This is a genomic window from Paractinoplanes deccanensis (genome assembly GCF_016862115.1).
GTDB classification, from domain to species: domain Bacteria; phylum Actinomycetota; class Actinomycetes; order Mycobacteriales; family Micromonosporaceae; genus Actinoplanes; species Actinoplanes deccanensis.
This window is the reverse complement of sequence record NZ_BOMI01000037.1, coordinates 24,827-47,058: the sequence shown is the minus strand read 5'-3', so window position 1 is coordinate 47,058 and position 22,232 is coordinate 24,827. Positions and strand designations below refer to the sequence as shown.

Genomic DNA, 22,232 nt, shown 5'->3' with positions numbered 1-22,232 from the left:
CGCAAGCCTGACCGGGCGGCCGTGCCGATCTGGTGGTCGGCTTGGTCGGCCGAGGGCTTGGAGGTGGCCGGCCTACTCGGCCGGGGGCTTTTCGACGTGCTGGACGACGTCGAACTCGAGCAGGGAGGCGCCGCCGGCGACGGGCTTGCTGCGCTCGCCGGAGTGGGCGGCTCGGCCGCTGCCGGCGGACCAGGCCTGGAAGTCCTCCTCGGTCTCCCACCGGGTGTAGACGAAGTAGCGGCTCTCGCCGGCCACCGGGCGGAGCAGCTCGAAGGCGAGGAAACCGGGCGCGTTCTCGACGGCGCCCTGGCGGGCGGCGAAGCGCTTCTCCAGTTCGGGGCCGGCGCCCTCGGGGACGTCAATCGCGTTGATCTTCACAACAGCCATGCCGCAACGCTACTGCCCCGGCCTGAGCGCGGCCGGAGTTGTCCACAGGCCGCGAAGCGCGCCCTTTTTGTCCGCCTTGCGCCTGGCCGAGGTTCGGGCTTGGCGGACGGCGGGGTCAGGAGGCGGGAAGAACGAGAGGTGGGCGTCCGGCCGGGGTCGCAAAGCAAGGGAGGCGGAGACGGGACGTCTGGCCGGGGTCGGAAAGCAGGTGTAGCGGAGGCCGGACGTCCGGCCGCGTTCGGGAAGCGGCAAGAGCGGGAGGTCTGGCGTCCGCCGCGTCGGGAAGCAGGGGCAGCGCAGGAGGGACGTCTGGCCGCGTCGGAGACCGGGAGACGGGGACGGCCCGGCCGCGTCGGGAAGCGGGGGCAGCGGGAGGCGGGACGTCCGGCCTCCCGCTGCCCCGGGGCTGTCAGCTCTTGTCTTTGCCCGCGGGGACCGCTTCTGTCGCGTCGGGAGCGGGCTTGTCGCGGAGGGGGCCGGCGCCCACCTCGCCGGGGACGCCGTCGCTGTTCTCGGCGGCGAGGATGTCGTCGGCTCGTTGCTGCTGGGCCGAGCGGAGGCTCAGCGGGATCTCCGGCAGGAAGAAGACCACGATCAGGCCGACGATCATGACGGCCAGGGCGAGCAGGAAGACGACCTGGATGCCGTCGGAGAAACCGACCTTGAACGGGTGGGCGATCACGTCGGAGAGCTTGTTGAGGAACGACGTGTCGCTCAGGTCGCCGCCGCCCGCGGTGGCCTGCTGCAAGGTCTGCGCCTGTGCCGGGTCGGCGGCCAGGGCCTGCTGGAACTCGGGGGTGCTGCGGGCCGCCGTGAAGGCGTCATTGATCTTGCCGGGGAGCACGTTGAAGAGGACCGACAGGAAGATGGCGGTGCCGAGGGTGCCGCCCATGGAGCGGAAGAACGTCACCGAGCTGGTGGCCACGCCGATCTCGCGCGGGGAGACCGCGTTCTGCACCGCGGTGATCATGGGCTGCATGTTGCCGCCGAGGCCGAGGCCCATCAGCACCATGATCAGCATGGTGCGCCACAGCGGGGTGTCGGCGCCGATCGTGGCGAACAGGCCGAGGGCGGCGACCATCAGGACGCTGCCGATGATCGGGAAGACGCGGTAGCGGCCGGTCCGGGCGATGAGCTGACCCGAGATGATCGAGCCGGACATGATGCCGAAGACGAACGGGATCATCTGGAGGCCGGCCATGGTGGCCGAGGAGCCCTTCACGATCTGCAGGTAGAGCGGGACGGTCATGAGGCCGCCGAACATCGCCATGCCGAGGATCGTGCTGGAGGTCGCGCCGACGCTGACCGTGCGGTTGCGGAAGAGGCGCAGGGGCAGCAGGGCCTCTTCGCCGTACGCCCGTTCGGCGATCACGAACGCGACGAGGCCGACCGCGCCGATGATGTAGCACGCGAACGCGCGGCCCGAGTCCCAGCCCCAGTCGCGGCCCTGCTCGGCGACGGTCAGCAGGGGCACCAGGCCGACGATGAGCGCGAGCGCGCCGGGCCAGTCGATGCGGTGGTCGACGCGCTGGTGGGGCAGGTGCAGCACCCGGGCGACGACGGCCATGGCCGCGATGCCGATCGGCACGTTCAGGTAGAAGACCCAGCGCCAGCCGTCGACCCACAGGATGGTGTCGGCGCCGGCGAAGAAGCCGCCCAGGATCGGGCCGAGGACGCTCGCGGTGCCGAAGACGGCCAGGAAGTAGCCCTGGTACTTGGCGCGCTCGCGGGGCGGCACGATGTCACCGATGATCGCCAGCGCCAGCGACATGAGGCCGCCGGCGCCGATGCCCTGGATCGCGCGGAACGCCGCCAGCTCGTACATGTTCTGCGAGAGGCCGCAGAGGAACGAGCCCACGACGAAGATGCCGATGGCGAACAGGAAGAACGGGCGCCGGCCGTAGAGGTCGGAGAGCTTGCCGTACAGCGGCGTCGAGATCGTCGACGTGATGAGGAAGGCCGTCGTGGCCCACGCCTGGATGTTGAAGCCGTGCAGGTCGTCGGCGATGGTACGGGTGGCCGTCGCCATGATCGTCTGGTCCAGCGCGGCGAGGAACATGCCCATCATCAGGCCGGCGAGGATCGTGAGGATCTGCCGATGGGTGAATTCCACGGACGCTGGTTTGGTGGTGGGGTTGCTCACGCGTTCTCCCGTGGTGGAGTTGCGGCCGGCTCGTTGCGCAGACGCGCCTCGACCGAGCTGTTGAATTGTGCGAAGAGGCCGGCGAAGGTGGCGATCCGCTCGGCCGGCCATCCCTCGAGCGCCTCGCGGAGCCACGCCTGCCGGGCGGCCTCGAGCTGCACACAGGCGGCGAGCCCGGCCTCGGTGATGGCGAGGCGCGACGCCCGGCCGTCCACCGGGTCGGCCTCGCGGCGGGCCAGGCCCGCCTTCACCAGCTGCGCGACCTGCCGGCTGATCGTGGAGGGGTCGGCCTGCTTGATCTCGGCGAGGTCGGTGGCGCGCATGGGGCCCTTGTGACGCAGCGGGAAGAGCAGCATCAGCGCGGAGAACTCCGCACCGAGGTCGCCCACGCTGAGCATGCTCCTGCTCCGCGTCGCGAGACGGTGGAACCGGACAAGTTCCTCGGCGAGCTGCGGGAGGGCGTCCGAATCGTCCACGGCGTGCCGTCCTGTGAGGTCTTTGATTGCTTGCAGCCTACAACTGGTTGGGTGATGAAAGCATCTCAGATTTGACCGACCGTGGATGACGATCAGCGCATCTGCCAGACGCCTGTGACGAGCGTCTCGGTCTCCTCCAGGGCGGCCGGCACGGGCACGACGTACTCGGCGACCTTGGTGAAGAGCCGTTCCGGGAAATACCCGCGGCCGGGGTCGCCAACCAGGACCTGCTGGTTGTTCCGGCGGGCGCCGCGCAGGAGGGTGGTCATGGTCTCGGCGACCGTCGGGCTGTAGAAGACGTCGCCGGCGAGCAGGACATCGGCGCCCGTCGCCTCGGTACGCAGCGTGACGTGGTTGGCGGCGGCGTTGCGCTGGGCCGCCGCCACGGCCGCGGGATCGAGGTCGGAGGCGGCCACCGAGGCGGCCCCGGCCAGCGCGGCGGCGATCGCGGCCACCCCGCTGCCGGTGGCGAGGTCGTGCACGGTCCGGCCGCGCACCTCGTCCGGGTGGTCGAGCAGGTAGCGGGCGAGGGCCTGGCCGCCCGCCCAGACGAAGGCCCAGAACGGCGGCGGCTCGTCGCTGCGGAACTCGCCGCCGGTCAGGTCGAAAAGGCCCACCTCGCCGCCGGCCAGGTGCAGGGAGATCTCCGGCGTCAGGGGTACGGGCAGCAGCCTCGTCGCGACCTTCACACGGTGATTGTGCTGCCCGCCCTCGCGGTGACGAGCTTCGCCCTGTACGCGGCCCGGGCCTCGGCGGCCCACGGGGTGTCCTCGTCCTCGAGCAGGGGGCGGGCCGCCAGGAACGTGGCAGCGGTCAGCGGCTTGAGCGCCCGCTCGGCGGGCCGGCCCGCGGCGGCGGCGAGCAGCTCGTCGAACCGGTGCACGTCGACGCGGACCTGGTCGGGGTCGAGCGACCAGCGTCCACGATGGCGATGGATCATCGGCTCCATCTTGTCCTGGAGAACGGACATGTCGGACTCAATGTCATTGTTCTTTTCTTCCAGCGCGTCGGCCAGCTCCGCCGTCGACTGCGGACCCCGCAAGGCGAGCAGGGCGAGCAGGCGGCGAGGGCGGTCTCCGCCGAGATCGTGACCGGCCAGGAGGGTGCCCCTGGTCCGGACCTCGACCCGGCCGAAAAGCTGGATGTCGAACATGTTTCGGAACTCTGCAATCGAGGAACCCGGCCCGGCAAGCCCCAATGCGGGGGGTCAACTCACCCGAAAGACTGGTGATCACGTCCGCTTGGCCTCAACCGATCATCGGGCGTACCGGTCGAACGGATCCGGCCCGGTGCAGCCGCCGTCTGTTGGTAGGGCAAAGATGAGAGCTGGTACTCCTTAGACTTCCACGGGTCCGGTTCGAGAAAGGTGGCGCATGAGTAACGGCGATGCGATCAGCGTTCTCGTCGTCGACGGCCACCAGACCTTCGCCGAGCTGCTGGGACATGCCCTGGCCGGGCAGCCCGACCTCAGGTATGTGGGGCATGCGCTGACGGGTGCGGAGGCGCTGCGGCTGGCGGCCGAGCTCCAGCCGAACGTGATCCTCCTCGACCCCGATTTGTCCGATGCGGACGGTATTGCCATCGCGGAACTGCTCCGCGTGCGGCAGCCGGACACACGTGTGGTGATCCTCACTGCCAGCGAGGAGCAGGCGCTCGTCGGCCGGGCGACGGCGGCCGGCGCGGCCGGCTTCCTGTCCAAGAACGGCGCGCTCGGCGACGTGCTCAACGCCCTGCGCACGGCGCACGGCGGCGGCATGACGGTCTCCACCGACATCCTCGCCCGCCTGCTGCGCAGCACGAGCCCCGTCGTCGGCCCGCGCGGCGGCGGCCTGACCGCCCGTGAGGACGAGGTGCTCCAGCTCATGGCCGCGGGCCTGGACGCGCGGGCGATCGCCCGGCGGCTCGGTATCAGCCTGCACACCTGCCGTGGCTACGTGAAGGCGGTGCTGGCGAAGCTCGGGGCGCACAGCCAGCTCGAGGCGGTCGCGATCGCGACCCGGCGGGGCCTGGTCCGCCCCGGCCGGCCGTAACGCTAAGTAGTTCTCGCCGGTACTCATCCGGGAAGACGTGAAATCCGTACCTGTTCGCGGGGTGCCGCTGAGGATGGCGGCTTTCGTGGCCGCGTCGGCGGCGACGGCAGGGGAGGATTGGCGTGGACCGAACAGCAGCTGACCGAGCAGCGGCTGGCGGGGCACCGTCCGATGTGGCGGTTGCCGAGCCGGGTGCGGGGAGCCGGGACACCATCTACCGGCGGCCGCCCGCGCGGCCGGAGGCGAGTGGCTCGTCGTGGTTCAACGGCAGCCCGCCGGCACCGGCCGGCATCCCCGTCGGCGGCCCGGCCGATGGCACACCGGCCGCTTCCGCCGAGACGCCCAGCCGCGCGTCGTTCGGCTTCACCGACAGTCCGATCTCACCGGTCCGGCACCCGGCGTCACCCACCTCGCCCGCCCCGATGAGCAACGACACGCCGGCAGCGGCGGTGTACGACAAGACTCCGGCGGCCCCGGAGCCGATCGCGGTCGAGCTGCCGATCCGGCGGCAGAGCGACATCGCCAACCGCCGGTCACCCCTGAGTGACACGGCCGGCCGCCGGCCACCCGTGGGCGACACGGCCGGCCGCCGGCCACCCGTGGGCGACACCGCCGAGCGCAGGCTCCCTCTGGGCGACACGGCCCAGCGCCGCCCGGCCCTGGGCGACACCGCCGAGCGCCGGCTGACCATGTCGGACACACCCCCGCGCGGCCTCGATCTCCCGGACGCCGAGTTCTTCGCGAGGCCGCCCGCGGAGCCCGCCGCCAAGCAGCAGGCCGCGCAGCCCGCCGTCGCGCCGCCGGCCCGCCAGTCGCGCGGCGTCACCGTCGGCATCGTGCTGCTCAGCCTCATCGTGCTGGTCGCGGGCAGCGCCGTCGGCGTCGTCTACTTCACCGGCTCCGACGACAAGCTCGACTCCGTGCTCCAGCTCGGCGCCGGCGACAACGGCAAGCGCACCGCCACCGCGCCGCTCGACAACCGTACGAAGGCAAGCTTTGAACTGCTCGCCGCCAGTAACAAGGTCACCGTCACGATCGGCGAGCTCGGCGACGATCTCTACCGCATCTCCACTCCGGAGGACGCCGGCTTCCTGCCCAGCCCGATCGTCCGCAACGACGACGTGAAGCTGCAGGTGACCCGGGACGGCGACGGCACCGGCGGCGAGATCGACGTGGTGCTGGCCGCGAAGGTCAATTGGCAACTGCGGTTCTCGGGCTATGCCGAGGAGCAGACCATCGACCTCAGCGGCGGCCAGATCAGCGGCATCGAGATGGTCGGCGGGATGCGGGCGGCCGAGCTGACCCTGTCCCGGCCGTCCGGCACCGTACCGATCAAGATCAATGGTGCGGTGGAGCGGCTGGTCGTGCGGACGCCCGCGGACAGCCCGGTGCGGGTCAAGGTCGGTGGCGGCGCGCAGAAGGTCGTGGCCGGCACTCGTACGCTCAATGATGTCGCCGCCGGGTCGACGCTCACGCCGAAGGGCTGGGCGGTGCAGAACCGCTACGACGCCGTCGCGGGAGCCCCGATCACCGCGTTGACGGTCACGAACGCCTGAGGTCCGGGAGGGCCGAGCCCTCCCGGACGACGACGTCAGGACAGGACGCGCAGGCGGACCGTCTGCTCCATGGCGCGCAGCCGCTCGAGCACCTCGTCGCTGAAGCCGCCGCTGATGTCGGTGATCAGGTAGCCGTACTCGCCGCGGGTGCTCAGCAACTGGCCCTCGACGTTCACCTTGTGCTCGGCCAGGATGCTGTTGACCTGGGCCAGGACGCCCGGGGTGTTGATGTGCACGTGCCCGATCCGGCTCTGCCCGGCCTGCTCGGGCAGGGCGACGCCGGGGAGATTCACACTGAGCGTGGTGTTGCCCTCCTCGACGAACGAGGCCAGCTTGTTGGCCACGAAACCGCCGATGTCGGACTGCGCCTCCTCGGTCGACCCGCCGATGTGCGGGGTGAGGATGACGTTGGGCAGGCCGCGCAGCTCGGAGACGAACTCGTCGCCGCGGCCCTTGGGCTCGGTGGGGAAGACGTCGACCGCGGCGCCGGCCAGATGGCCGCTCTCGAGGGCCTCGCGCAGGGCGACGTGGTCGACCACGATGCCGCGCGACAGGTTGAGGAAGAGCGAGCCCTCGCGCATGCGCTTGAACTGCTCGGCGCCGAAGAAGCCGGCGTTGCCGGGGCGGCCGTCGACGTGGATCGTGACGATGTCGCTGGTCTCCAGCAGCTCCTCGATCGAGGCGCAGCGGTGCGCGTTGCTCAGCGCCAGCTTGTCGGCGGTGTCGTAGAACGACACGTGCATGCCGAGGTTCTCGGCGAGGACGGAGAGCTGGGTGCCGATGTTGCCGTAGCCGACGATGCCGAGGCGGCGGCCGCGGATCTCGTGGGCGCCGTCGGCCGACTTGTCCCAGACGCCCTGGTGCATCAGCGCGTTCTTCTCGGTGAGGCGCCGCGTCATCGCGATGATCTCGGCGATGGCGAGCTCGACCACCGAGCGGGTGTTGGAGAACGGCGCGTTGAAGACCGCGACGCCGTTCGCCGACGCGGCGGTCAGGTCGATCTGGTCGGTGCCGATGCAGAAGGCGCCGATCGCGACGAGCTTGTCGGCGGCCTCGAGGACCTTGGCGGTGACGCGCGTCTTGGACCTGATGCCCAGCAGGTGGACGCCGGCGATGCGCTCGATCAGCTCGGACTCGTCGAGGGCGTTGCGGACGGACTCGACGGCGTATCCCTCGGACTCGAGCCGGGTCACCGCGTCGGGATGGATGCTCTCCAGGAGAAGGACTCGCACCTTGGCCTCGTCGATCATTGTGTTCCGTTCCGTGTGAGATTTGGCCGTCCGGGCCGCCACGCCGAAGCCCGACCACCCAGCCTAATGCCCTGTCGTGACCCGCCCGGGCGGGTGTGCTCGACCTCCCATCTGGTGGTTGCACCCATGTCGCCGTGCGGGCACAGATACGGAGGTGACCTTTCAACGGTTCACATCTCGGCCTTCAACCAGGGCAGAAGGGCGTCGGCCTGCCAGCGCTGGAAGGCCCGCACGGTCGGGATGCCGGGCGGCGGCGGCAGGCGGCAGATGTCGAAGAACATGCCCGCGAACGCGGCGAAGGAGTCGGTGACGATCCGCCGGTCGATACCCTCGATCACTCGTACGGGGTCTCCGCCGTGCACCCAGACGTTCGCCGCCAGGATGACGCGGTCCCACCAGTCCGGCCCGGCCGACGCCCACGGCCAGTCGACGATCACCAGGCGGCCGTCCGGGCGGACCAGCATGTTGTCGGCGCGCACGTCGCAGTGGGTGAGCGTGTCCCCGGTGCGCAACCGGTCGATCGTCCGGGCGGAGGCGGCCCGCAGCTCCGGCAGGTGGTCGCGCAGCCACGGGTCGAGGTCGGCGGGCGGGTCGGCGGTGATCCTGTCCCAGCCCTCGAAGTTGCCGGCGAACTCGTCGGCCGCCCGCGGCAGTCCGGGTGGGGCCGGCGTGGTCAGCCGGGCCAGCTCGGCGAGGGCCGTCACGGCAGCGTCGATCTCGCTCTCGACCCAGGGGGTACGGGGGTGAGCGCCCTCGACGTCCTCGAACACGAGCACGACCCACTCGCCGTCCTCGAAGCCCTCGATCAGGCGGGGCGCGGGCGCCGCCTCGGGCAGCAGCGCTGTGATGCGCATCTCCTGGCGGGCGAGCTCGGCGGACCGCGCGTTGATGGTCGCCGCGACCGCCTTGACGAAGGCGCGCCGGCCACGGTCGGTGATCACGCGGTCGGCGCTGCCGGGGGAGAACCCGCCCGGCTGGGAGTCGGCGCCGGTCACCCGGCCACCGACGATCCGCTCGACCCGGGCACGGACGGCCTCGGGCAGCTCGAGCCACGTGATTCGCTTCCCCGACGCGGGCACCATGCGCCGATCGTGACAGCTCCCGGCGAGCCGGGGCGACCGCATTTCCCGGCCCTGGCCCGATGTCCCTTTCGTGCATTCTTGTCGGGCCTCGGGGGTATGCGGCTGCTGGCAGACTTAGGCAAGGGGTGCCATGGCTTCGCTGGGGTGGGCGGTCGTGCTGTCGGTGCTGTCCGCGGCCAGCTACGCGGCCGCGGCGGTGGCGCAGGAGCGGCTGGCCGAGCACGGCCAGCGCGGGTTGTCGCGCTGGGCGGCGGCCCTGCTGCTGACCGGCGGCGGCGCGGCTCTGCACCTGGTCGCCCTCGACTTCGGCACGGTCGCGGTCGTGCAGGCGCTCGGCACGCTCACGTTGCTCTTCGCGCTGCCCATCGCCCGGGTGCGGTACGGCGTGAAGCTCAGCGCCGCCGCCTGGGCCGACGCCGTCCTGACCGTCGCGGGCCTGGCCCTGATCCTGTCGCTGTCGGTGGAGTCGGCCGAGCCGTCGCTGCTCACCACGGCCGAGAGCGGCGAGATCGGGCTGATCACCGCCGGCGCCGTCTGCGTGCTCGCGCTGGTGGCCTGGCGCTGCGGCCCGCGCATGCGAGGGGTCCTGCTCGCGGCGGCCGCCGGCACGGCGTTCGGCATCTCGTCGGTGCTCTCCAAGGCGGTGATCGGCGGCGTCACCGGCGAGGGTCTGCGCTCGGTGCCGGCCCTGCTCCTCGCGCTCGTGGTGATCTTCGCGGTGGGCGGTTACCTGCTGGGTCAGTTCTCCTACCGCGGCGCCGGGCTCGCCGCCCCGCTGGCCACGGTGAGCGTCTCGAACCCGCTCGTGGCCGCGACGGCCGGCGTCATCGTCTACGACGAGGGCTTCCGCTTCGGCACCGCCGGCCTCGTGGTCGTCGGCCTCGCCGCGATCGTCATGACCGCCGGCGTGATCGGCCTGGCCCGCCGCACGGCCGCGCCGTCGGGCGCGGCCCGCCCGCCGGAGGTCAGTGACGCGCGATCCCCGGTATGAGCCACGACCGGCCCGCGGCGTGCGGCCCCGGAGCGCTCAGCGCGTCGAGGATCGCGAGGCCGGCCCGATCGCCCAGCTCGGCAAGGGTCTCGCCGGCCAGGCGCCGCAGCTCGACGGGGTTGCGGGCGTCGGCGCCGATCGCCCGGATCACGCGAAGTTCGTCGGTCGTGCCGAGGTCGCCCAGGCTGTGCATCGCCGATCGGCGCAGCGTGTCCGGCGCGAGGCGATCGAGAGCCACCTGGCGAACCGCCTCGGTATCCGCGGCCTCGCGCGGCACGGCGATCAACGCCAGCGCCTTGGCCCGGGCGTCCCCATCGAGGTCGTCGTCGCAGGCGAGCTGTCTGAGCACCCGGCGGGCCACCGTGTCGCCGCGGTGACTGAGGATCTCGGCGAACCTGAGCCGCTCCCACGGCCGGATTCCCTCGGTCGAGATGAGCCGTCGCAACTCGTCCTGATCAGCGGTACTGCCGTTCCAGGCGAGCGTCTCGCCGATCGCGAGGCGTGTCCCGTCGTCGTACCCGGAATCCGAGAGAGCCGGCCACAGCCTCCGCACGGCTCGGTGCTTGTTCGCGGCCAGCAGACGCCGGACAACCAGCCGGGTGAGATCAGCGTTGCGTGGCTGGAGTGCCGCATCGACAAGTGCGTCCACGTCGTCGGGCTCCAGCCGGTGGAGCAGGTCTTCGACGATGATCTCTCGCACCTCGATTCTGATCTCCGTTTCCAGGGCCAGTGGCCGTACGCGTGTCAGGTCGGATCCGTCCCCCACGCGCAGGAGGTGCATGGCCAGACGTCCGCGTGCCCGAGGGCCGGAGCGAGGATCGAGCACCAGGGCCCGGCAGCGGTCCAGCGAGTTCGGCCGGGAGGAGAGGTGGTCGACCACCAGGTCCTGAAGCTCGTCGACGTCCTCGGAACGGCGTGTGCTCGTGCCGTCCTGACTCCAGGCGAAGTGGATGACCCACTCTGCCTGGGAGGCTTCCGCCATGCTCAGGAGGCGGGATGCGGCCGCTCTGCGGTCGTAGATCTCGAATTTGTGGTCGGCCACCTGCTTGCGGAGGACCGCCGGGTCGTCCAGCACGGCGAAGGGAGTATCCGGCTCGTCGGCGAGCCCGATCGCGATCTGCTCGGCGGCTTCAGCCGACGGAGCGGAGGGCGCGGGAGCTTGCAGCAGATCCGCGGCGCCGCGGGCGAGCCACCAGTCGGCGTGCCGGCCTCTTGCCAGGTCGCGGAGCACGGTCTCGGCGGCCGGGTCGCCGCGATCCAGCAGGACCTTGGCGGCGTGGAGGCGCAGTATGCCATCGTCCCGAGGATCGGTGGCGACGTGGCGGAGCAGGGGTAGATCTTCCGGGCAGGAGCCGAGGCGCATGGTGTCGATCACGAGAGCGCGGGTCGGTTGCGGAGCGCTCCGATCCGTGCACAGGGCGTGTATCGCGCCGTGGCCCCCGCCGTGGTTCCGAAAGAAGCGGACGGCCTCGGTGCGCAGCTCCGGCTCCGCCGTGGGATCGAGCGCGACCCGCTTCGGCAGGCTGTAGTCGAGGCTGAGCCGGGAGCTCGTCAGAATCGAGGTGCGGGTCGCCAGCGGAACGGACGGATCCGTCGCCATCGCCTCCAGGATGCCGATGGCCTCGTCTCCGGCCGCGGTGGCCAACGTCTCGACAACGGTTGCCATCGTGTCCTCGGGGGTCGCCCGGTCGCGAAGCAGCTCCTCGATGTCGCGGACGCCGCTCGGTGCCCTGTGGGAGGCGAGGGTGGCCGCGGCCTTGCGGCGGAGGCCGGCGGGCGCGTTGCCGTCGCGGCATATGCGCCTCAGCACGTCTCGAATGTGAGGATCGTCGTTGCGGGGATCTTCCATCAGTCGCAGGGCGGCCTCAGCACGGACCGGAAGGCCGTGTCGCCGGTCCATCGCGATCTGCCGGTCGGCGAGCATCGCCAGCGAGGTGCCGGGCTCGTTGGTGGAGGCGCCGCGCCCGGCCCGTTTCTCCATCCCGTTCAGCAGGTGACGACCCATGACATCGCCATGGCTGATCAAACGATGAGCGGCCCAGCGCCGGCAGCGCTCCTCGATCCGCCGATCCTTTGCCACGTCGTTCAGCAGCTGGGTGCCCAGCGTGACGTCGACGTTGGCGATCATGTCGCTGATCAGTGTCCGGGGCCACGGCGGCGTTTGCGGCGACCTCGCCGTCACGGCGAGCCAGTCGGCCACGTCATGGTCGAGTGCCGCCAGACCCGCCAGCAGAGTCAGTGCCTCGCCGGCCGTGGCGCCGTCGCTCAGCAAGCAGTCGCCCAGGTCGGCTGCGACCTGCCGCTGGATCCCGGGCGGGACGGCCGTGCCGTCCAGCAGGAGGTGGCCGGCCCGGATCGGATCACTGCCCGGTCCCCGGAGGAGAGCGGAGATCGCGGCCGGGGCCAGACCGGCGCGAGCGACACAGAACAGCGCGTAGCTTCGAGTGGCCGGATCGCCCATGTCCGCGAGCAGGCGCGGCAGATCGGCGGGTTGACCCGAGGCCGCCAGGAACTCCGCCACGCTGTGATGGATGAAGGTGAGGGTGACGCCGTCCGACATGATCAGCGACGTCGCCAGCAGGTGCTCGCGCAAGGCGGCTAGACCCTCGGACGAGCGCAGCCACGCCCTGATCGGTGCGGGTGCCTCCCGTGCGCAGTAGTCGGCAGCCGCCGAGAAAACCGTGCCGGGACCGGACCGGATCGTTTCGCATGCGGTCGCCCCGAGAAGCCCGTCGAGGTTCTCGCCGAGCCAGACGGCAGCCTCGGGCCGGCCGAGCTCCGGCAGCGGGCCACGTGATCTGCGGAGAACGTCCACGAACTGCTCGTAGAGCTCGGTCCGGGAAGTCGGTGGGCGCACGGCGCGGTCGAACTCGTGAATCACCGCCGCCATGGCGGCCATCAGGGGAACCCGGATCAGGTTCGCCAGCGGTCCGGCGCCGAACCGGGCCAGGAAACGTCCCGCCTCACCCCGCGGGTCCTGGCTGCGCCGGCACCGGAACCACTTCCCGGCGAAGAGCTCGAGGCGCTCGTCGTCGAAGACACAGAGGCGCAGCTCGGTGGCCTTGACGGCGGTTTCCAAGGGGGATCGGCTCGTGACGAGGAGCCGCGTGGTCCGGTTCGGGCTCGTCAGCTCGTGTCGGATCAGGGTGAGAAGACGGCTGCGGGCGACCGAGGACAGGACCTCGTCGAAGCCGTCGAGGACGATCAGCCAGGTCGCCCGCCGCACCGGTTGCCGGCGGAACGTGTCGGCGCCGAGTGGGATGCCCGAGTCCGTGAAGTGGGCGGCGAGTGCCTCCGCGAGGGTGTCGCCCTTGGCCTGGGCGAGGTCGGAGGCCGGCACCCGCACGGCGACCGTGCTGCTCAGCGGCGAGGCCGCCGGCCGGAACCGCCCGGCGCTGGACCAGAATGCGGCCGACTCACGGACCAGGGTGTTCGCGAGCGTCGACTTGCCCGTGCCGGGGCCGCCGACCACCACGACGTCGTGGAACCTCGCCAGCATCTCGCCTGCGTCGAAGCGCGCCGGCTCCTCGGCCCGTTCCGACGGCAGCTCCTCGGTCTGCTGCTCGACGTAGGTCTCACCGAGCAAGGGCTGACCGAAGCGCCAGGGTTCGTACGTGGACTGTTCCGCCGCGACCCGTTGCGCCTGGAGCAGACGCTCGACCGCGGGCTCGGGGAGCCGGCGTACGGGAAGCCACCGCATTCGCAGGCGAAGACGCCGGAACCACCGAAAGCCGAGTCTGACGCCGAAGGCGGTGAGCACCGCGACGACCGCGCCGACAACCGAGCTGATCTTGTCCGCCTCGTCGAGGGGAGCGCCGAGATGCACTGACTGAGAGTAAGGGGGATCGGCAACGATGTGAACGGCGCGGGAACGCTGCGATACGTCTCTTGCGACCGTCCATGTACGCCACAGGATGCATTCTGAGCTGGGTAAACAGACGGCATGGGCCGTTCGGGCCAATGCGGGGGGACGAACGTGCCGCATCGATGTTGATCTAGATCTGTGCGCGGCCGGGGTTCGTGTTGCTGAGGGACGGGGCGACGCTCACGCCCCCAAGCGAGGAGACTCCATGCTCAACTCGAAGCGTTCCCGGATCCGTGCCGTCGCCGGGGTGGGGATGGCGGCCGTGGTGGCCGCCGTCGGCGCGGTGACCTACAACGCGTCAGCGGCCGAGCAGCCCACGGTGGCGGTCACCGCCCCGGACGGCAGGGCCGTGTCGATCCCGGGGATCCCTGCCGCGATCAAGCCGCCCGCGGGCGTGAAGCCGCTCGGCGCGTACGTCGTCGTGTCGGGCACCCAGACGTACACGTGCGCCAACGGCTCCTTCGCCGGCGCCTCCGTGCCCGAGGCGCAGCTGCTCGGCACCGGCGGCCGCGTCCACCACTTCGCCGGCCCGAGCTGGCAGTCGACGCGCGACGGCTCGCTCGTCAAGGCGGCCAAGGAGGCCGAGAGCCCGCGTGCCGGCACGATCCCGGAGCTGCTGCTCAAGGTCACCGAGTCCTCGGGCAGCGGCGTGCTGGGCCGCGCCACCTACATCAACCGGCTGCTGACCTCCGGTGGCACGGCCCCGGCCGGCACCTGCGTGAACGGCGAGAAGAAGTCCGTCCCGTACGGCGGGGTCTATGTCTTCTGGCGCTAGACGAGCCCGCCCATCGCCGGGTCGCTGATGCTCTCCCGGCCGTTCTCGAGGTGGCCGGCGTAGCGGCGCTCCAGGCCCGCGCCGGTCACCGTGAGGTCGTACCAGCCGTGCGTGCGGGCGGTCGCTCGCTCGTACGTGCGGCTCGCTCCCGGGCGTACCGACAGCCTCTCGGTCTTGTGGGTGTAGCGGTCGGTGATGGTCACCTCGGCCCGTGCGGTGCCGTGGTTGCGGATCTCCAGCGTGACCGTCCGGCGGTGGTCGTCGCCGCGCATCCGCACCGCGACGCCGGCGCTGCCCGCGAAGCGGCGGAAGAAGCCGTTCGGGCCGCGCACCTCCAGCGCCGGCGTGCCCGCCCACGTGCCGGTCAGCCGCTTGCCGGGCTCGACGGTGTACGTGCGCGGCGCCACCGCCGGATCGTCCGAGTGGGCGTGGAAGACGGCGGCGGCCTGCCCGGTGTTGCGGAACTCGACGGTGAGACCGTCCTCGCCGGCGTGCCCGTCGACGTGCAGCCGGTAGGGCAGCGGGCGGGCCGGGCGGACGCCGCGCTCCTGCTCCGGCAGCGCCGGGCCGGCGGGCGGCACCGGGACCTCGTCCGGCCGGCGGGTCAGTGCGACGGGCTTGAAGTCGGCGGTGCCGGGCAGCTCCGGCAGGCGCCGGTTCGGGTTCTCGAAGTCGAACGCGCTGGTCAGGTCGCCCACGACGGCGCGCCGCCACGGGGTGATGTTGGTTTCGGCGAGGCCGAAGCGCTTCTCGAGGAACCGGATCAGCGAGGTGTGGTCGAACACCTGCGAGTTGACGTAGCCGCCGCGGGTCCACGGCGACACCACGATGGTGGGGACGCGGATGCCCAGGCCGTACGGGCCGGAGGGGTGGTTCGAGCTGCCCGGGAAGATCTCGTTCGTGATGGGCACTGTCGACTCGCCCGGCGTCGGCGGGACCAGGTGGTCGAAGAAGCCGCCCTCCTCGTCGTACGTGAGGAAGAGGGCCATCTTGCTCCACACCCGCGGGTTGTCCGCCAGGATGTCGATCACGCGCGAGACGTACCACTCGCCGTAGTGCGGGCCCCAGTTCGGGTGCTCGGAGTAGGCCTCCGGCGCGACGATCCAGCTCACCCGCGGCAGGCGGTCGTTGCGGACGTCGTCGCGGAAGTCGGTGAGCAGCTGCTCCGGGTCGCGCCCCAGCTTGTTGATCTCGGTACCGGTCTTGGCCCGGTCGGCGAGCGGGGTGCCCGGCCGCGCGTTCTGGTACTGGTGGAAGTAGAGCAGCGAGTTGTCGCCGTAGTTGCCGATGAACGGGTCGCTGGTCCAGCCCCAGGAGCCGGCGGCGGTCAGGCCCACGCCGATGTCCTGGTAGATCTTCCACGAGACGCCGGCGCGCTCGAGCCGCTCCGGGTAGGTGGACCAGTCGTAGCCCGCCTCGGCGTTGTCGACGACCGGGCCACCGGCCTTGCCGTCGTTGCCGACCCAGCCCGTCCACATGTGATAGCGGTTGGGGTCGGTGGAGCCCATCAGCGAGCAGAAGTAGTTGTCGCAGACGGTGAACGCGTCTGCCAGCGCGAAGTGGTACGGCAGGTCGGCGCGGACGTGGTGGGTCATCGTCTGCACGCCCTTGTGCGGCACGAACCGGTCGTGCCGTCCGCCGTTCCAGGCGGCGTGCGTGTCGTTCCACCCGTGTGGCGGGTCGGGCAGGAACATCGCGCCCACGTCGGGGACCTCGGGGCGGAACGGCAGCAGCACGCTCGCCCCGTTGCGCTGGTGCCACACCGGCGTGCCGTCGCCCTGGCGCACCGGATGCGGGTCGGCGAATCCCCGTACGCCTCGCATGGTGCCGAAGTAATGGTCGAAGGAGCGGTTTTCCTGCATCAGGAAGATGACGTGCTCGACGTCCTCGATGGTCCCGGTGCGGTTGTTCGCCGGGATGGCGAGCGCCTTGTCCAGCGTGGACGGCGTCGCCGAGGCGACCGCCGGGATGCCGAGCATGTGCAGGAACGTACGCCGATCAACAGTTGCCATGGTCGGCAAGCTAGTGGCCGGAGGTGGACCGTCGATGTACGGAAGTCGATGACTGCGGGGACTCACAGGATCGAGATCAGGGCCAGCGCGACGCCGATGGCCGTGAAGACCGCGACCGTCCAGGCCGCGCCCGCCGACCGCTCGGCCTTGGGCACGACCTTGAAGTCGGTCGCTCGCAGGCTCACCTGCGGCGGCGTGGTGCTGCCGACGGTGAGGAGGCTGAACTGGATGGCGTTGCCGCGGTTGAGCAGCGTCTTCGGGGCCTGGACCGCGCGGCCGGAGCCGCTCACGGCCACGCCCTCCAGAACCTCCGGCGGGGAGCCGGGGTGGTCGAGGAAGCCGGCCTCCGCCTGGACGATGCGCCCGTCGGCGACCCGGACGGTCAGGGGCTGTTCGATGTCGGCGGTGCGCAGGCTGGCCCTGCCGGTGTTGGTGGCCCGCACGACGTAGAAACGCGGGGCGTCGAGCGGGGCGCCGTCGAGGGTCACGCCGAACGTGCTGCCGGGAAAGCCGGCGATCTCGGGAAGCAGCAGGATCTGCTCCACCTCGACGACGATGCGCCGGTGCCTGTCCTTGCGCTTGTCGAGGACGCTGAACAGGAGGCTCGCGGCGGCGACCGCGAAGGAGCCGAGAGCGACATAGCCGGTGACTTCCATGGTGATCACCTCGGATTCCGTTTCGCGAGGGTGCAAAAAGCCGCCACCTCGCTGGTGCTCCTCAGCAGTCGGCGAGATCGCGGCGCGTGGTGGGTGCTGTCCGTTTTGCCCTTGACTCAGTAGAACATGCAACCCGGCTGTCCGCCAGCTGTCACTCTGCCATGTTGCAGATCGCGTACGAACGGGTCGTGACGACGTGGTGATCGGGCGTAGCTTGAGGGGCGGCAGGTCGTACCCCTCAGCGGTGAGGAGCCACCATGAAGAAGCTCATCAACGACCCCGCGAATGTGATCACCGACGCTCTCCACGGCTTCGCCGCCGCCCATCCGGAGCTGCGCGTCGACTACGACAACCGCGTCGTCGTGCGCGGCGACGCCCCGGTGCGCGGCAAGGTCGGCCTGGTGTCCGGCGGTGGGTCGGGACACGAGCCGCTGCACGCGGGCTTCGTCGGGCCGGGCATGCTCGACGCGGCGTGCGCGGGCGAGGTCTTCACCTCCCCGGTGCCCGATCAGATGGTCGCGGCCACCCGGGCCGTCGACGGCGGCGCCGGGGTGCTGCACATCGTCAAGAACTACACCGGCGACGTCATGAACTTCGAGATCGCGGCCGAGATGGTGGCGGCCGACAGCGGCACCGAGGTCGTCGCGGTGGTCGTCGACGACGACGTGGCCGTGCAGGACAGCCTCTACACGGCCGGGCGGCGCGGCGTCGGCGCCACGGTGCTGGTCGAGAAGATCGCGGGGGCCGCCGCCGAGGAGGGCCGCCCGCTCGACGAGGTCGCGGCGGTGGCTCGCAAGGTCAACTCGTACGGCCGCAGCATGGGTCTTGCCCTGACCTCGTGCACGGTGCCGGCGGCGGGCCGGCCGACCTTCGACCTGCCGGACGACCAGATGGAGGTCGGCATCGGCATCCACGGGGAGCCGGGCCGGCGCCGGGTGCCGGTCGCGCCCGCCAACGAGATCGCCGAGATGCTGGTGAGCCCGATCCTGTCCGATCTGGACTTCACCGGCGGCGACGGCGTCATCGTCTTCGTCAACGGCATGGGCGCGACACCGCTGATCGAGCTGTACCTGATGTTCAACGAGGTGTCGCAGCTGCTCGCCAAGGCCGGCGTCGAGGTGGCACGGTCGCTCGTCGGCCCGTACATCACCAGCCTGGACATGGCCGGATGCTCGGTCACGCTGCTCAAGGCCGACGACGAGATCCTGCGACTGTGGGACGCGCCCGTCCGCACGCCCGCCCTCCGGCGCGGAGCGTGAAGCCCGTGGACACGGCGGCGCTCACGGCGTGGATCCGGGAGTTCGCGCGCCTGATCGCGCAGGAGAAGCAACGCCTCACCGAGCTCGACTCGGCGATCGGCGACGGCGACCACGGCGTCAACATGGACCGCGGCCTCACCGCGGTGGTGTCGGCGCTGGAGGCGGAACCACCCGACTCGCCGTCCGCCCTGCTGAAAAAGGTGGGCATGACGCTGATCAGCAAGGTCGGCGGCGCGAGCGGCCCGCTCTACGGCACGGCGTTCCTGCGCATGGCCGCCGCGGCGGGCGACTCGGTGGAGCTCGGCAAGGTGCTGCGGGCCGGCCTCGACGGCGTGACGGCCCGCGGCAAGGCGGAGCCGGGCGACAAGACGATGGTCGACGCGCTGACGCCGGCCGTCGCGGTGCTGGAGGGCGGCGGCAGCATCGAGGACGCCGCCCGGGCGGCCGACGAGGGACGCGACGCGACGATCCCGATGGTCGCGCGCAAGGGCCGGGCCAGCTATCTGGGCGAGCGCAGCGCCGGCCACCTCGACCCGGGAGCCACCTCGGCGGCGCTGCTGCTGCGGGCGGCGGCGACAACGCTGGGGGACGGCGCCTGATGGTGGGCCTGGTGGTGGTGTCGCACAGCCGCCCCCTGGCCCGGGCGGCGGTCGCCCTGGCGGCCGAGATGACGAAGGGGCGCCCGCTCGCCGTCGAGATCGCGGCGGGCCTCGACGACCTCGACGAGCAGACGTACGGCACGGACGCGCTCGCCATCACAGAGGCGATCACGGCGGCGGACTCCGGCGACGGGGTGGTCGTGCTGATGGACCTGGGCAGTGCGGTGCTGTCGGCGGAGACGGCCCTCGAACTGCTCGACGACGAGGTGCGGGAAAAGGTGGTGCTCTGCCCGGCGCCGCTGGTCGAGGGACTGATCGCGGCCACGGTCGCGGCCGCCTCGGGCGCCGGGCGGGACGAGGTGGCCGCGGAGGCGATGGCGGGGCTGGCCGGCAAGGAGTCGCAGCTCGGCCCCGCCCCGTCCTCCGCTTCGCCCTCCCTCCCGCAAGAGCATGACGGGCTGTCCGCCACGGTGACGGTGAGCCATCCGCACGGGCTGCACGCGCGACCCGCCGCGCGGCTCGTGGCCGAGGCGCGGTCCTTCGACGGCGCGCTGGTGCAACTGCGCAATGCGACGACGGGATCGGGGTGGGTGCCGGCGACGAGCCTCTCGCGGGTGGCGACGTTGGGTGCCTTGCAGGGGCATGACGTGGAGATCCGGGCTTCGGGGGTGCGGGCGCGGGAGGCGCTCGGGCGGGTCGCGGCTCTCGTTGTCGCGGATGAGGCGTCGTTGTCCACCGGGGCCGTCGGGCCAACCGCCGCGTCTCCCGGCGTCGCCGTCGGCCCGGCAGTGCACCTCCGCGAAACCCCCATCAACCTCCCCGACCACCCCTCCCTCGGCCCCGAGCCGGAGCGCCAACGCCTGACCCAAGCCCTCGACGAGACCCGCCGCGCCATCGCCCAGATCCGCTCGGCGGAGCCCGGCATCTTCGACGCCCACCTCCTGCTCCTCGACGACCTCGTCCCTGCCGCCGACTCGTTGATCGCCCAGGGCCTCCCCGCTCCCCGGGCCTGGCAGACGGCCACCACGGACCTCGCCGCCGACTTCGACTCCCTCACCGACCCCTACCAGCGCGCCCGGGCCGCCGACGTCCGCGCGGTCGGCGACCAGGTCCTGCGCGCCCTGATCGGCGCCCCTGCCCCGGCCGTGACCACCGATGCGCCGACCGGCGACGACGCACCCCCGGCCGCGGCCGGCGGCGGCGTGCTGATCGCCGCGGATCTCACGCCCGCGCGGGCCGCGCTCCTGGATCCGTCGCGCGTCGCCGGGGTTCTGCTGGCCGCCGGCAGCCCCACCTCGCACGCCGCCATCCTGATCCGCACACGCGGCCTTCCCGCCGTCGTCGGGGCCGGCCCCGACGTGCTCGACATCCCCGCGGGCACCGAGATCGCGCTCGACGGCACCGCCGGAGAGTTCGCCGTCGCGCCCCCGCCGCCGGTGCTCGCGTCGTTCCGGGAGCGGGCCTCCCACGAGGCCGCGCTGCGGACCGCGGCCCGCAGCCATGCTTCCGAGCCCGCCGTGACCGTCGACGGCGTCACCGTCGCCGTCGGCGCCAACATCGGCGATGTCGGCGATGCGCGGGCCGCCGCCGCGAACGGCGCCGACCTCGCCGGGCTGGTGCGGACCGAGTTCCTCTTCCAGGACCGCGCCACCGCGCCCGGCGTGGACGAGCAGGTCGCCGTCTATCGCCGGATCGCCGAGGCCCTGGGCGGCCGCCGCGTCACCCTGCGCACGCTCGACGCCGGCAGCGACAAGCCCGTCCCTTACCTGCCCGCCCCGGCGGAAGCCAATCCCTTCCTGGGCGTGCGGGGTCTGCGCCTCTCCCTCCTGCACCCCGACGTCTTCGCCGACCAGCTCCTGGCCGTCGTCCGCGTCGCCCGGGAGGCCCCCGTGAGCCTGATGTTCCCGATGGTGACCACCGTCGACGAGCTCCGGCGGGCGCGGCTGCTGCTCGACGAGGCCGTGGCCCGTGACGGCGCCGGCCGGCCGCCGGATCTGCGGGTCGGCATGATGGTCGAGGTGCCCGCCGCCGCTCTCCGGGCCGCGGACTTCGTCCCGTACGCCGACTTCCTCAGTGTCGGCACCAACGATCTGACGCAGTACACGCTGGCCGCCGAGCGGGGCAACGCCGCCCTCGCGTCGCTGGCATCCGGCCTCGATCCGGCCGTGGAGCGGCTGGTCGGCGAGGTGTGCCGGGCCGCCGGTGACCGGGTGCCGGTCGCGGTCTGCGGTGAGCTGGCCGCCGACGAGCGGGCCGTGCCGCGGTTGCTCGCCGCCGGCGTACGGCAGCTGAGCGTCGCGCCCGCCCTGGTGCCTCTCGTCAAGCAGACCGTCCGTTGCGTGGAGGTGCCCCGATGAGCGCTTTGCCGGCCTTCTCGCTGGAGGGCCGCAAAGCCCTGGTCACCGGCGGCAATCGCGGCCTGGGGTTCGCGTTCACGCGGGCGCTCGCCGACAGCGGCGCGTCGGTGGCCTTCGCCGGCCGTGACGCCCCGGCCAACGACGCGGCGGTGCGCCGTCTCGCCGGGTCGGGCGTGCGGGCGTACGGGATCACTGCCGATCTGACCCGCGACGACCAGGTCGAGCGTGCGGTGGCCGAGGCGGCCGATGCGCTCGGCGGCCTGGACATCGTGGTGAACAACGCCGGCGTGTGCTTCCACAACCCGGCGTGGGACGCCACGGACGAGCAGTGGGCCCAGGTCTTCGACCTCAACGTGCGCGCGGTCTGGAAGGTCAGCCTGGCCGCGGGCCGGCTCCTGCGCGATGCGGGCGGGGGAGCGATCGTCAACATCGGCTCCATCTCCGGCCTGATCGTCAACCGGCCGCAGGCGCAGGCCCCGTACAACGCCTCGAAGGCCGCAGTCCACCAGCTCACCAAGTCGCTGGCCGCGGAGTGGGCGCCGCACAACATCCGCGTCAACGCCGTGGCACCCGGCTACGTCAAGACCGAGATGGCTCCCGTGGATCGCCCGGAGTTCCGCCGCATGTGGATCGAGGACACGCCCCAGCAGCGGTACGCGACGCCGGACGAGATCGCCCCGACCGTGGTCTTCCTGTGCTCGCCGGCCGCCTCGTTCATCACCGGCACCGTTCTCGTCATCGACGGCGGCTACACCGTCCACTGACCGGCCCGGCAGGCATGTGACGCACCTCTT

Annotated in this window: 18 protein-coding genes; 8 read left to right on the top strand and 10 right to left on the bottom strand. The window is 71.8% G+C overall.

Going from position 1 to position 22,232, the window contains the following annotated elements; genetic code table 11:
• Window positions 1-72: 72 nt before the first annotated feature.
• The 5 genes from Ade02nite_RS11255 to Ade02nite_RS11235 all read right to left on the bottom strand — a co-directional run bounded on the left by Ade02nite_RS11255 (window position 73) and on the right by Ade02nite_RS11235 (window position 4,159).
• Window positions 73-387, bottom strand: a complete 315-nt coding sequence (locus tag Ade02nite_RS11255; protein WP_203761531.1) for an antibiotic biosynthesis monooxygenase family protein — start codon at window positions 385-387, stop codon at window positions 73-75.
• Window positions 388-796: 409 nt separating this feature from the next.
• Window positions 797-2,500, bottom strand: coding sequence for an MDR family MFS transporter (locus tag Ade02nite_RS11250; RefSeq protein ID WP_379035888.1), 1,704 nt, complete (start codon window positions 2,498-2,500; stop codon window positions 797-799).
• A gap of 26 nt (window positions 2,501-2,526) precedes the next feature.
• On the bottom strand, window positions 2,527-3,006 hold the full coding sequence (locus Ade02nite_RS11245) for a MarR family winged helix-turn-helix transcriptional regulator (protein ID WP_239168684.1): 480 nt from the start codon (window positions 3,004-3,006) through the stop codon (window positions 2,527-2,529).
• A gap of 92 nt (window positions 3,007-3,098) precedes the next feature.
• Window positions 3,099-3,695 (bottom strand): class I SAM-dependent methyltransferase, encoded by a 597-nt coding sequence (locus Ade02nite_RS11240; protein WP_203761529.1) that lies wholly within the window; start codon window positions 3,693-3,695, stop codon window positions 3,099-3,101.
• Window positions 3,692-4,159: an AfsR/SARP family transcriptional regulator gene (locus Ade02nite_RS11235; RefSeq protein ID WP_203761528.1), complete on the bottom strand. Its 468-nt coding sequence runs from the start codon at window positions 4,157-4,159 to the stop codon at window positions 3,692-3,694. The genes Ade02nite_RS11240 and Ade02nite_RS11235 overlap by 4 nt, the downstream gene beginning before the upstream one ends.
• Before the next feature lie 220 nt (window positions 4,160-4,379).
• Here Ade02nite_RS11235 and Ade02nite_RS11230 point away from each other — a divergent pair, with 220 nt between their 5' ends.
• The gene (locus tag Ade02nite_RS11230; protein WP_203761527.1) at window positions 4,380-5,036 is read left to right on the top strand and encodes a response regulator; all 657 of its coding nucleotides are present in this window, start codon (window positions 4,380-4,382) and stop codon (window positions 5,034-5,036) included.
• A gap of 173 nt (window positions 5,037-5,209) precedes the next feature.
• Window positions 5,210-6,592, top strand: a complete 1,383-nt coding sequence (locus Ade02nite_RS11225) for a hypothetical protein (RefSeq protein ID WP_203761526.1) — start codon at window positions 5,210-5,212, stop codon at window positions 6,590-6,592.
• A gap of 35 nt (window positions 6,593-6,627) precedes the next feature.
• Here the strand turns inward: Ade02nite_RS11225 and serA are convergent, their stop codons facing one another.
• Both serA and Ade02nite_RS11215 read right to left on the bottom strand, forming a co-directional pair.
• Window positions 6,628-7,842 carry a phosphoglycerate dehydrogenase gene (gene serA / locus Ade02nite_RS11220; RefSeq protein WP_203761525.1) on the bottom strand — a complete coding sequence of 405 codons (1,215 nt, stop codon included), beginning with the start codon at window positions 7,840-7,842 and terminating at the stop codon, window positions 6,628-6,630.
• A gap of 170 nt (window positions 7,843-8,012) precedes the next feature.
• Window positions 8,013-8,924: an aminoglycoside phosphotransferase family protein gene (locus Ade02nite_RS11215; RefSeq protein WP_203761524.1), complete on the bottom strand. Its 912-nt coding sequence runs from the start codon at window positions 8,922-8,924 to the stop codon at window positions 8,013-8,015.
• Between the two features lie 130 nt (window positions 8,925-9,054).
• On the opposite strand from Ade02nite_RS11215, the gene Ade02nite_RS11210 reads away from it, so the two are divergent.
• Window positions 9,055-9,915, top strand: coding sequence for a DMT family transporter (locus Ade02nite_RS11210; protein ID WP_203761523.1), 861 nt, complete (start codon window positions 9,055-9,057; stop codon window positions 9,913-9,915).
• On the opposite strand, the gene Ade02nite_RS11205 is transcribed toward Ade02nite_RS11210, so the two are convergent.
• On the bottom strand, window positions 9,890-13,741 hold the full coding sequence (locus Ade02nite_RS11205; protein WP_203761522.1) for an NACHT domain-containing protein: 3,852 nt from the start codon (window positions 13,739-13,741) through the stop codon (window positions 9,890-9,892). The genes Ade02nite_RS11210 and Ade02nite_RS11205 overlap by 26 nt on opposite strands.
• A 244-nt stretch (window positions 13,742-13,985) precedes the next feature.
• Between Ade02nite_RS11205 and Ade02nite_RS11200 the strand changes: the two genes are divergently transcribed.
• Complete coding sequence (locus Ade02nite_RS11200) at window positions 13,986-14,555, top strand: DUF3455 domain-containing protein (protein WP_203761521.1); 570 nt, start codon at window positions 13,986-13,988, stop codon at window positions 14,553-14,555.
• Here Ade02nite_RS11200 and Ade02nite_RS11195 read toward each other — a convergent pair.
• A complete protein-coding gene (locus tag Ade02nite_RS11195) occupies window positions 14,552-16,567 on the bottom strand; it encodes a phosphocholine-specific phospholipase C (RefSeq protein WP_203761520.1) in 2,016 nt (671 codons plus the stop codon). The genes Ade02nite_RS11200 and Ade02nite_RS11195 overlap by 4 nt on opposite strands.
• Before the next feature lie 62 nt (window positions 16,568-16,629).
• Window positions 16,630-17,232 (bottom strand): hypothetical protein, encoded by a 603-nt coding sequence (locus Ade02nite_RS11190; protein WP_203761519.1) that lies wholly within the window; start codon window positions 17,230-17,232, stop codon window positions 16,630-16,632.
• A 248-nt stretch (window positions 17,233-17,480) separates the two neighbouring features.
• On the opposite strand from Ade02nite_RS11190, the gene dhaK reads away from it, so the two are divergent.
• The 4 genes from dhaK to Ade02nite_RS11170 are packed head-to-tail and all read left to right on the top strand — an operon-like array spanning window position 17,481 to window position 22,202.
• Complete coding sequence (gene dhaK, locus Ade02nite_RS11185) at window positions 17,481-18,482, top strand: dihydroxyacetone kinase subunit DhaK (protein WP_203761518.1); 1,002 nt, start codon at window positions 17,481-17,483, stop codon at window positions 18,480-18,482.
• Window positions 18,483-18,487: 5 nt separating this feature from the next.
• Window positions 18,488-19,081, top strand: coding sequence for a dihydroxyacetone kinase subunit DhaL (gene dhaL, locus Ade02nite_RS11180; RefSeq protein WP_239168682.1), 594 nt, complete (start codon window positions 18,488-18,490; stop codon window positions 19,079-19,081).
• Complete coding sequence (gene ptsP, locus Ade02nite_RS11175; RefSeq protein WP_203761516.1) at window positions 19,081-21,438, top strand: phosphoenolpyruvate--protein phosphotransferase; 2,358 nt, start codon at window positions 19,081-19,083, stop codon at window positions 21,436-21,438. Before dhaL ends, ptsP begins: the two co-directional genes overlap by 1 nt.
• On the top strand, window positions 21,435-22,202 hold the full coding sequence (locus tag Ade02nite_RS11170) for an SDR family NAD(P)-dependent oxidoreductase (protein ID WP_203761515.1): 768 nt from the start codon (window positions 21,435-21,437) through the stop codon (window positions 22,200-22,202). The genes ptsP and Ade02nite_RS11170 overlap by 4 nt, the downstream gene beginning before the upstream one ends.
• Window positions 22,203-22,232: the final 30 nt, after the last annotated feature.